The following is a 2,623-nucleotide window of genomic DNA, read 5'->3' as shown; positions in this document are numbered from 1 at the left end:
AAAACAGAGAGCCCCCTATACATTGTATAGAAGGCTCTCTCATCTCTTAGCCATAATATGTTATTTAGTATTCTTTCTTTTATTTATAAAATACTAAAAAGTTTTCTTTTTATACTTTTATTATATGTTAATTTACATTTTATGTCACTAAATTTTCAAAAGTTATTAATTTAACAGTTTATAGATTCTAATTCTTTTGCAAATTCTTCATCTTCTTTTGCCCACTGAAGTGACCTTTGTACTGCTTTTTTCCATCCTTTATATAATAAAGCTCTTTTTGCTTCACTCATATCTGGTGTAAACTCTCTATCTATTATCCAAGAATTTTTTATATCTTCTTTATTTTTGTAAAATCCTACAGCAAGACCTGCTAAATATGCTGCTCCTAATGCTGTAGTTTCTACTACTTTAGGTCTATTTATATTAGCATCTAATATATCAGATTGGAATTGCATTAAGAAGTTATTTGCACTTGCTCCTCCATCTACTTTAAGTCCTTTTAATTTAAGTCCTGAGTCTTCTTGCATTGCATTAAGTACATCTTTAACTTGGTATGCAATTGATTCTAATGTTGCACGTACTAAATGAGCTCTATTAGCACCACGAGTAAGCCCCATTACACTCCCTCTAGCATACATATCCCAATAAGGTGCTCCAAGTCCTGCAAATGCTGGTACTACATATACTCCATTAGTATCAGCTACACTTTGAGCGTAAAATTCACTTTGCTTAGCATCATATAATACTCTAAGTTCATCTCTTAACCATTGTATAGCTGCTCCACCTATGAATATACTTCCTTCAAGAGCATATTCTACTTTTCCATCTACACCCCAAGCTATTGTTGTTAATAATCCATTTTTAGATTCAACCATTTTTTCTCCAGTATTCATTAGCATGAAGCAACCTGTTCCGTAAGTATTTTTAGCACTTCCTTCGTCAAAACAAGTTTGACCAAATAAAGCTGCTTGTTGGTCTCCTGCACATCCTGCTATTGGTATCTGTGCACCTGACAACATACCTTCATCAGTGTATCCATATATACAACTTGATGGCTTAACTTCTGGTAACATGCTCTTTGGTATATCTAGTGCCTCAAGTATTTCATCATCCCACTTTAAATCTTTTATATTGTAAAGCATTGTTCTAGCTGCATTTGAATAATCAGTAACATGAACCTTTCCACGAGTTAAGTTCCATATTAACCAAGTATCAACTGTTCCAAATAATAGTTCTCCATTTTCTGCTTTTTCTCTTGCACCTTCAACATTATCAAGTATCCACTTTATTTTAGTTGCTGAGAAATATGCATCTAATATAAGTCCTGTTTTTTCTTTTATTTTTTGTTCATATCCTTTTGCTTTTAATTCATCACATATTTGAGATGTTCTTCTACATTGCCATACTATTGCATTATATACTGGTTTTCCTGTATTTTTATCCCAAACTATTGTAGTTTCTCTTTGATTGGTTATACCAATAGCACAAACTTCTTCTGGCTTTATAGAGTTAGTTTCTAAAACTTCTCTCATTACTCCACTTTGACTTCCCCATATTTCCATAGGATTGTGTTCTACCCATCCTGGATTTGGATAAAATTGAGTAAACTCTTTTTGAGAAGTTGCTACTATGTTTCCTTGCTTATCAAATAATATAGCTCTTGAACTAGTTGTTCCTTGATCTAAGGACATTATATATTTTTTTTCCATCTTTAATTTCCCTCCAGTAATTTATTTAAATGCAGTCTTGCTTTGAAGTTTCTAAAACTTCTTCTTCATCCATATATTTTCTTACACCTTTATCAAATACAAATCCTGCTAAAACTGCTCCTATAATTGGTCCAACTATTGGTACCCAAAAATACATATTAGGTCCTAGTGCATCAGTTCCCCATCCTGCTATCATTGCAAATAATTTAGGTCCAAAGTCTCTTGCTGGATTCATTGCAAACCCTGTTAATACTCCAAAACTTGAACCTATTATAGCTATTGTTAAACCTATCATAACTGGTGCTAAATTTGCAGCTGGTTTATTAGAGTTTTTAGCTTCACCTACTGCTAATATTACCATAACTAAAAACATTGTTATTATTATCTCTACAAATAATGCCTCTATTGAACTTAATGCTGCATGTGGATATGTTGAGAATACTCCTGCAGTAGAAAGACCACCAGCACTTGCTCTTACTATATTATTAGTACTTTCAAAAGATATGAATAGATTTTTAAATAAGAAATAAACTGTTGCAGCTCCTACAAAGCATCCTAAAATTTGAGCTCCTATGTATGGTATTACTTTTTTCTTTGGAAAATCTCTATGTACCATTAAAGCTATTGTTACTGCTGGGTTTATATGAGTTCCTGATACTGCTCCTGTAACATATATTGCCATTGTAACTGCTAATCCCCAGATTATTCCTATTTCCCATTGAGAAATATTTGCACCATTTAATACTAACGATGCTACAGATCCACAGCCTATAAATATTAGTATCCATGATCCAATAAATTCAGATATACATTCTCCCATTAATGTTTTTTTCAATCTAAACTCCTCCTTTATATTTTTTATATAACGTTATATTTAGACAAAAAAACAGAGAGGTCCTATAGTAAGAAACTAT

The 2,623-nt window shown here is 32.2% G+C and carries 2 protein-coding genes; both read right to left on the bottom strand.

Going from position 1 to position 2,623, the window contains the following annotated elements; all coding sequences use genetic code 11:
* Positions 1 to 170: 170 nt before the first annotated feature.
* The gene (gene glpK / locus VLM92_RS15615; protein ID WP_325277247.1) at positions 171 to 1,709 is read right to left on the bottom strand and encodes a glycerol kinase GlpK; all 1,539 of its coding nucleotides are present in this window, start codon (positions 1,707 to 1,709) and stop codon (positions 171 to 173) included.
* Positions 1,710 to 1,734: 25 nt separating this feature from the next.
* Positions 1,735 to 2,544, bottom strand: coding sequence for an MIP/aquaporin family protein (locus tag VLM92_RS15610; RefSeq protein ID WP_325277246.1), 810 nt, complete (start codon positions 2,542 to 2,544; stop codon positions 1,735 to 1,737).
* Between the last annotated feature and the right edge of the window lie 79 nt (positions 2,545 to 2,623).

The sequence above is a fragment of the Romboutsia sp. genome, assembly GCF_035470145.1.
In the GTDB taxonomy this organism is placed as follows: domain Bacteria; phylum Bacillota; class Clostridia; order Peptostreptococcales; family Peptostreptococcaceae; genus Romboutsia_D.
Note: the sequence above shows the minus strand (reverse complement) of the source record. Positions and strands in the feature narration are given on the sequence as shown.

What these genes read in the sequence shown, in the direction of transcription:
- glpK (WP_325277247.1), bottom strand. Translation starts at nt 1,709, where the DNA reads ATGGAAAAAAAATATATAATGTCCTTAGATCAAGGAACAACTAGTTCA.